Source organism: Candidatus Desulfolinea nitratireducens (genome assembly GCF_982879505.1).
Genome location: NZ_CEYOSI010000170.1, coordinates 1 through 7,827, shown reverse-complemented (window position 1 = coordinate 7,827; position 7,827 = coordinate 1). Strand labels below are relative to the sequence as shown.

General features: G+C 48.3%; 8 protein-coding genes and 2 tRNA genes. 7 read left to right on the top strand and 3 right to left on the bottom strand.

All coding sequences use genetic code 11. The features are described 5' to 3' along the window. Positions 1–248: 248 nt before the first annotated feature. Both AC3DOM_RS13425 and AC3DOM_RS13420 read right to left on the bottom strand, forming a co-directional pair. A tRNA-Asp gene (locus AC3DOM_RS13425) sits at positions 249–322 on the bottom strand. 200 nt (positions 323–522) lie between these two features. Further along, a complete protein-coding gene (locus AC3DOM_RS13420; RefSeq protein WP_487919556.1) occupies positions 523–756 on the bottom strand; it encodes an acyl carrier protein in 234 nt (77 codons plus the stop codon). A 100-nt stretch (positions 757–856) separates the two neighbouring features. Between AC3DOM_RS13420 and fni the strand changes: the two genes are divergently transcribed. Both fni and AC3DOM_RS13410 read left to right on the top strand, forming a co-directional pair. After that, complete coding sequence (gene fni, locus AC3DOM_RS13415; RefSeq protein ID WP_487919555.1) at positions 857–1,888, top strand: type 2 isopentenyl-diphosphate Delta-isomerase; 1,032 nt, start codon at positions 857–859, stop codon at positions 1,886–1,888. A gap of 97 nt (positions 1,889–1,985) precedes the next feature. Beyond that, the gene (locus AC3DOM_RS13410; RefSeq protein ID WP_487919554.1) at positions 1,986–2,513 is read left to right on the top strand and encodes a transposase; all 528 of its coding nucleotides are present in this window, start codon (positions 1,986–1,988) and stop codon (positions 2,511–2,513) included. Between the two features lie 5 nt (positions 2,514–2,518). Here the strand turns inward: AC3DOM_RS13410 and AC3DOM_RS13405 are convergent, their stop codons facing one another. Continuing rightward, positions 2,519–3,679 carry an LCP family protein gene (locus tag AC3DOM_RS13405; RefSeq protein WP_487919553.1) on the bottom strand — a complete coding sequence of 387 codons (1,161 nt, stop codon included), beginning with the start codon at positions 3,677–3,679 and terminating at the stop codon, positions 2,519–2,521. Between the two features lie 58 nt (positions 3,680–3,737). On the opposite strand from AC3DOM_RS13405, the gene AC3DOM_RS13400 reads away from it, so the two are divergent. The 5 genes from AC3DOM_RS13400 to AC3DOM_RS13380 form a co-directional block, all read left to right on the top strand. Continuing rightward, the gene (locus AC3DOM_RS13400; protein ID WP_487919552.1) at positions 3,738–4,832 is read left to right on the top strand and encodes a hypothetical protein; all 1,095 of its coding nucleotides are present in this window, start codon (positions 3,738–3,740) and stop codon (positions 4,830–4,832) included. A 50-nt stretch (positions 4,833–4,882) separates the two neighbouring features. Next, positions 4,883–5,800, top strand: coding sequence for a hypothetical protein (locus AC3DOM_RS13395; protein WP_487919551.1), 918 nt, complete (start codon positions 4,883–4,885; stop codon positions 5,798–5,800). A gap of 22 nt (positions 5,801–5,822) precedes the next feature. Further along, positions 5,823–6,830: a polyprenyl synthetase family protein gene (locus AC3DOM_RS13390; RefSeq protein ID WP_487919550.1), complete on the top strand. Its 1,008-nt coding sequence runs from the start codon at positions 5,823–5,825 to the stop codon at positions 6,828–6,830. Between the two features lie 37 nt (positions 6,831–6,867). Then, positions 6,868–6,939, top strand: a tRNA-Gly gene (locus tag AC3DOM_RS13385). A 181-nt stretch (positions 6,940–7,120) separates the two neighbouring features. Beyond that, positions 7,121–7,827, top strand: a 707-nt coding sequence (locus AC3DOM_RS13380; RefSeq protein ID WP_487919549.1) for a protein O-mannosyl-transferase family, incomplete at its 3' end; no start/stop codon positions are given.

Sequence of the window (7,827 nt, the reverse complement as noted above, 5' to 3'; positions counted from 1 at the left end):
ACCAACAGATGATGACCGGACGAATATAACCGTTTTCTAGAGTAAAATACTTCGGATGAGGTTTTTGCACGGTACGGGCAATTTGCTACTTGAGGCACAGTCAATAACTTGATTTTCATCCAAGGGATGACGGGTGCTGTTTCTCCGGCTGACATAAAAAACTTCCTTTAGCCGGAGTTGACTTAAAAGCAAAAACCGGCTCTCATGATTTACTCATTGAGAGCCGGTTTTTGCGTTGTTACGCTCTGCGGTCCCGACGGGATTTGAACCCGCGATCTCGGCCTTGACAGGGCCGCATGTTAAACCGCTACACCACGGGACCATCTAACGGACGATAGTTTACCACAGGGGTATGACAGGGTCAAGTTTTTGCTGCCAATAACCAATAATTCCTTTTTAAAAACCAGGAACCCGTTCCTGTACAGAATATTGAAAGAAATGATCTCAATACACTATAAAAGAGAAGCCTCCATTTACTACAGGCAGCCTCTCTTTTGTAGTCTTCGATTAGAGCGGTATAATCTATTTATGTGATTCGATGTATTTGACCGCGCCGCCCACGGTCGTGATCGATTGGGCATCTTCGTCCGAAATTTCGGCACCAAATTTATCTTCAAAAGCCATGATCAATTCTACAAGATCAAGGGAATCGGCTTCAAGGTCATCACGGAAGCTGGCTTCGAGAGTGACTTTATCCTCGTCGGCACCAAGCAAGTCTACAATAATATCTTTAATTTCGCTGAAAGTATCAGCCATGTCGTCCTCCTGAATAGGTCTAATTCGTTTTCCGGCTTATTGTAACCGCTCTGACGAGCGTGTCAAGCCAATGTTAATTCACAGACAGGAACACTACCTCATGCCAAAAGTTGCGCCAATTGACCAACGCAAATCCGACCATATCCGAATTAATTTGGAAGAAGACGTCCGCTCTGCGCAGACAACGGGGCTGGAAAATTACCATTTCATCCATCAGGCCCTCCCCGAAATTTCGCTGGCAGACGTGGACCTCAGCTTGCCACTCTTCGGCAAACATCTCCAGGCCCCGCTTCTGATCTCCTCCATGACTGGCGGAACCGAGGAGGCCGGTGAGATCAACTCACGTCTGGCGGAGGCCGCCCAGGAGACTGGTATCGCCATGGGAGTCGGCTCTCAGCGCGCGGCCATTGAAGATCCTTCGCAAATCCCTACTTTCAAAATTTGTCGTGATGTGGCACCCGATATTTTGCTTTTCGCCAATCTCGGCGCTGTCCAACTGAATTATGGATATGGCATCGACGAATGCCGCCGCGCCGTTGAGATGATCACAGCTGATGCGCTGATCCTCCATCTCAACCCCCTGCAGGAGGCCGTCCAGGCGGGCGGGAATACAGATTTCTCCGGGCTGGCAAAAAAGATCGAAGATATTTGCAATGAGCTGGAAGTACCCGTCATCGTCAAGGAAGTAGGCTGGGGCGTATCAGAAAGAACAGCCAGGCTCTTAAACAATTGCGGCGTGGATGCCATCGACGTGGCCGGTGCAGGTGGGACAAGTTGGTCACAGGTTGAGATGCACCGTGCGCCGGATGAGTTCACCAGGCAACTAGCCGCCACCTTTATCGACTGGGGCATCATCACTGCCGACTCAATTTTGAATGTAAAAAAGGTTGCTCCAGACTTGACCATCTTCGCCAGCGGCGGCTTAAAGAATGGCCTCGATATTGCCAAATCCATTGCACTGGGCGCATCTCTGGGTGGTATGGCTGGGTCTTTTTTGAAGGCAGCAGCGATTTCAACTGAGAAGGTAGTGAACTTGATTGAGTTGACGAAAAGGCAAATTGAGGTGACAAGTTTTGCGGTGGGCATTGAAAGTTTGAAAGAGATAACGGGAAAAATATCACATCATTCATAAAGGACGACCCGTTTTGGTTTTTACCCCATCTTTCTTTGCTAAGCAACAAATTGAGATAAGATATTTTTACTATATCCTCGCATTGGTCGCCTCAACGATGGCAAATACAGAACCACGTCGCCGAAACTCCCTCCGCCTAAAGGGATTTGATTACTCCCAACCAGGGGCTTATTTCATCACGACGGTCACCCAGCATAGGGTGTGTTTATTTGGCGAGGTGGTGGATGGGGTCATGCGGTTGAATAATGCGGGAAAAATTGTAAAAACGGTTTGGGTTGAATTACCAATACATTATCCCCATGTCGAATTGGGAACGTTTGTGGTGATGCCCAATCATGTGCACGGTGTGATTATATTAACAGATACCGTAGGGGTGGGTCTGAGACCCGCACCTACAATCCCCGCAAAACACTATAGTCTATCTGAAATCATGCGCGCCTTAAAATCATTTTCATCACGACGCATCCATCAAACCGAAAAATTTTCCCAAAAACGAATCTGGCAACGTGGCTTCCACGACCGCATCATTCGTAATGATGCTGAATGGCAGAAAATTCATCTGTATATCGAAACAAATCCAGCCAATTGGGATGATGACGAAGAAAACCCGTCTGCAATAAAATAGCGACTTCACTCACACCCACTCGTCCCGGGCTCAGGAGTCGCAAGGGACGAGGTATCAAGCGTAGGCCATCTCCCCGCTTCAAATTCATCCACGTAGGCTCTTAACGCATCGAAATCACTTTTCCAGATAAATGTATTCTGTTTTCCCACAGGATCATAGATCGTTCCGGATCTGAACATATTTCGCGGGAAAGAAGAAAAGATGATATTGCGCATTGGAATCTGGGTTCCCAGGCAGGCCAACTGACTGATTTGCCCGGGCGTCAGGTCGGTTTGAATATTATCCTGAAAGGCGGCTATAATTTCAGGAATTTTCGTCAAAGTTTCAGGTTCCCGGATCTTTTTTTGCAGCTCGCATATCACCTTGTTTTGATGCCCCGTCCTCGCAAAGGTGCTCACGTTCCGGGTACGTGCCAAAGTCAACGCTTGCTCCCCGCTAAGATGCTGCTCGCCTGCCGGGAAATATAGGCGCTTGCTCCGGTCGTAGGAATAGCGCCCATCAACTTCCTCCTCGAGATAAATATCAAGCCCACCCAATGCATCCACCACATCCACAAAAACGTTCATACTGACGGCAATATAATGGTCCGGTTTCAAGCCAAAATTCCTATCCATCGTAAGCGCCAATAATCCCGGCCCCTCACTGGGGTGGTCCCAATAATGCAATCCGGGGTTTCCCCAATAATAGGCCGTATTGAGCTTCTGCTGATTTGTCCCCAGATTATCGATCACTTCTGGGATCTTGACCCAGAGATCACGAGGGAATGCGAGCACAGTAATTTTCTGCAAACCAAAATCCACCCGAATCGCACGGATTACATCCGCGCGTCCATATTTATATTCGTCAGAACGCGCATCACTCCCTATTGCGAGAAGGATCATCGGCGGTACATTATTACAGGGCAAAAAGGGAGATGATGGGGTTTCGGTTTCAAAAACCAGGGTCGGAGCAAGGGTCCCAGTAGCCAGCGGAGTTGGCTGCGGCTCACCCGGGAACACCGTCCAGGTAGCAGGAAAATCCCACGGGGTCGGATAATCCAGCACTGGGCCCAAAGGCTTTTGCGCCCAGGAGGAATAAGCCTGGCTTCCAATCATAAGAATTGCTAAAGTTAAAACACAGATCAGAGAAAGAATTATGCCAAAAGTTATTTTTTGCGATTTATTCATACTCCTCGTATTATACTTCTCTCGAGGCAACAGGCTTAATCCTTTATAATTTCTCAATATGGATATCTACCTCTACCTACCCGCACTCATTTTTATTTTAGGCCTGATCGTGGTCATTGGCACCTTTTTCTCAGCGCTCTCGACCTTCGTTTTGCCGCGCAGTGCCCAAAGCCTTCTTAACCGAGTTCTCTTTGGTACCTTGCGGCGTATCTTTGAGAAAATAATGAGTTTGCGCAGTGGCTATGAAAAAAAGGAAGCCCTATTTGCCTATTATGCTCCGATCGGATTGCTGATGCTCGTACCGACATGGTATATCCTGATGTCCGTGGGATTTGCTGCCATGTATTGGTCCCTCGGCGCAGGGGATATTTATACCAGCTTCAAACTTAGCGGTTCATCCCTGCTCACATTGGGTTTTGAGACATCCGGTAATTTCCTGGTTAATTTGCTGGTCTTTTCGGAAGCTACACTGGGGTTGATCCTGGTTGCACTCCTGATCGCATATCTCCCAACCATGTATGCTGCCTTTTCCCGGCGAGAGGAATTTGTCAACCTGCTGGAAGTTCGGGCGGGTAACCCGCCTTCCTCGGTTGAAATGCTCTTGCGATTCAATCGCATCCACGGTCTCAAAGGGCTATCCGCATATTGGAGTTCCTGGGAGGTTTGGTTTGCACAAATCGAAGAAAGCCATTCCACACTGCCGGCGCTGGTTTTTTTTCGATCGCCCCGCGGTGATCAATCCTGGATCACCGCTGCCGGAACGGTTCTGGACGCCGCTGCGCTGGCCCTATCTGCACTGGATATCCCTCCAGATGCCTCGGCTGCCTTATGCATCCGGGCAGGTTTCATTTCCCTGCGCAGCATCTCCGAAAATTTTAATCTCCCTCTTAATCTCGATCCGATTTTCCCCCAAACCCCCATCAGCATCAGCCGCGATGAGTTTTTGGACGTGCTGGATCAGTTGAAAAAAGCTGATCTTCCCTTGAAAAAAGATCGCGAGCAAGCCTGGCGCGACTTTGCCGGGTGGCGTGTAAATTACGATCAACCCCTCCTGGCACTGTGCAGCCTGATCATGGCACCGCCAGCATTTTGGTCCAGTGATCGTGCGCCCAAGACGCAGCTCCCGGATATATTTACATCAAAGAAAAATTAGTAGGAATAGATCAGGGTCTTTTTCGAGGAAGTCAGGTAGAATCTTTCGATATGCCTTCAACCTTCAAAGATATTGGGATGGGATTAGCTGCCGGGATGGGAATCGGCACACTGCTTTTCGCAGGGGTATTTTTGATATCGGAATTTGCGCAAATCCCTGACGTTCAATCTGTTGCCGCGCAAGAAGCAATCATCCCACCCCAACTGGAAGCTCAGGCAAACCCTGCCCAGACCCTATTCTCCACCCCAACGATTTTTTCAGTCCCAGAGTTTTTTCCTACGCCAACGCCAACTTTAATTCCGCTGGAAAAACAATCGACCACACTGCCTCCGACAGCTACGATCATTACCGAGCCGCTCATCCTCACCGGTCCGCTCAATGGTGAGGAGCAAGCCTACCTCCATCTGACTTCGCTTTATTTTGTGGCCCCGGATTATTTTGCCAGCAAAGCAATTGGTGAAGAGATCAACGGCGTCGGTTACGGACATCCCAGCAATATATGCGGACCTCTTTCCATCGCCATTCTGCAACGTGGAAATATTCTGAGCAAAAATATTATCCCTTATGATTTCTGGTTGCTCAATCCAGATAATTATGAAGACCGCTTGATCCTCAAGGCCACATTTCCTCAGGAGCGGTTTGAAAGTTTCCGCACCAAAATCGCACTTGATCGTTTTGATTGGGTAAGCTTCCCGCTCCTAGCTGGTGATTTTCTCTATCTATACAGCGGCAGTCGCGGAAATTTTGAACATATGCTCACTGTGACACGCGTGGATGATCTAGGGCGGGCGTATACCGTTACCAATCATAAAACTGAAGAACTTGGCTTTGTCATCACCGAAGAATTGCTTTACGACCCCAAAAATCCTGGGGAGGGCCTTTTCTACCAGTGGACAGCACGAGAAAAAGCCACGCTTGGTGCCACCGGTTTTGAAGGATTTCAACTATTTCGATTGAGAGAAAAATAAGGAAAGTCGGTAATATATGCTAATGAATAATTTAAATGAAACTCTATTGACAGCTATCGAAGTTGAACTTCGCCGCCAGATCGCACGTCTGGACGATTCGCATACCGCCCTCTACCACGAAATGCTCACCTACCATATGGGCTGGACAGGCGAAGGTGCCGGGCCAAAGGCCACGGGGAAACGAATTCGTCCATTGCTGGTTTTATTGGCTTCAGCTGCAACCAAAGGGGAATGGCAAAATGCCCTGCCTGCTGCTGCAGCGGTCGAGTTGATCCACAATTTTTCGTTGCTGCATGACGATATTCAGGATAACTCTGAAACACGACGTGGTCGTCCGACCGTGTGGGTGAAGTGGGGTGCGGCTCAGGCGATCAATGCCGGAGATGGGTTGCTGATCATCGCCAACCTGGCCATGGCAGATCTTGAAGATCGTTTCTCTGCTGAGATCGCCATGGGAGGATCTCGATCATTACAGGAGACCTGCCTAAATCTGACGCGCGGTCAACATTTGGATATTTCCTACGAAACGCGCACAGATCTTGAAGTTGGCGACTACTGGTCAATGATCTCTGGCAAAACCGCTGCGCTGATCTCTGCCTGCACCCATCTGGGTGCCCTTCTCGGCGGCGCGGATGAAGGGACACAGTCTGCATATAGAGACTTTGGCCATTATCTCGGTCTGGCCTTTCAGGTCCAGGACGATATCCTCGGCATCTGGGGTGATGAGGCATTGACAGGCAAATCTGCCGCCAGCGATCTGCTCGAAGGGAAGAAATCTCTGCCAGTTTTATACGGCCTAGGCAAAAATGGGGAGTTTGCCAGGAAATGGCGGCAGGGACCACTGACTCCCGACGAAATTCCAGGAATGTCGAAATTGCTGGAAGTAGAAGGGGCGCGTCTCCAGGCCCAACAAAGCGCAGATCAGATGACCGATCTCTCCTTGAAGGCACTCCGTATGGCTGACCCACAGGGAGAAGCTGGCGATCAGCTTTTCGAGCTGGCAAATTGGCTCCTAAAGCGCGAGGCTTGACATTGTATTAGCGCGTGACTATAATCACGTCCGCAATGCGGGAGTAGCTCAGTGGTAGAGCATCTGCTTCCCAAGCAGAGGGTCGCGGGTTCGATACCCGTCTCCCGCTTTCTTAAACCAGCCCAATCGGGCTGGTTTTTTTATTTACATCATCACTTTTTAATTGAAGACTGTTTCTCTTTTCGAATCACCCATCGCTATTTTATACTTTATAATAATCATTAGCCAAGTCAATGTACATAAATTCTCACACAACTTTTTTGCTTATATAGTAAGGCAATAAAATTATCATGGAAACTAAATCTTCTGTCTTCCAACGTCTCGATTTTTTCTTTGCTATTCTTGTAGGCATATGGAGTTTTGCCTTATATTTTCGCACTTTAGCACCTTCGGTTCTTACCAGCGATTCGGCGGAATTTCAAACCCTATTCTACACCCTGGGAATGACCCACCCAACTGGCTATCCCGTTCATGTTTTAATCGGAAAACTTTTCACCCTGATTCCCATTCAAACCATTGCGTATAGAGCCAATTTAGCATCGGCGTTTTTTGCAGCTGTCGCAGTTGCAGAAATTTATCTGATCGTCTATCTACTCGGGCGCTGGCGAGTTGGAGCCTTAGTTGGTGCATTAGCATTAGCACATATGCCTTTATTTTGGCGATTTGCAATTATTGCTGAATCATATTCAATTTCTTCGGTTTTCTCACTTTCAATTCTTTTATTTATATTGCTATGGCGTGAACAAGGAAACTGGAGATCTCTCCTTTTTGCCGGAATTCTCGGTGGATTAAGCATCGGCGTCCACGGAGCTACAGCTATGGCTGCCCCTGCAATTGCTATATACCTGTTACTCACTGCACGAAAACGCAATGCGTGGATAAGTGCGATCGGAGGTGCGGCCATGGGAATATTTTTACTTATAGCTGCTTTCATATATATTGACCACCGTGACCCACCATCTAGTATCTATAATGCTGTATACCGCCCATCGCTCAG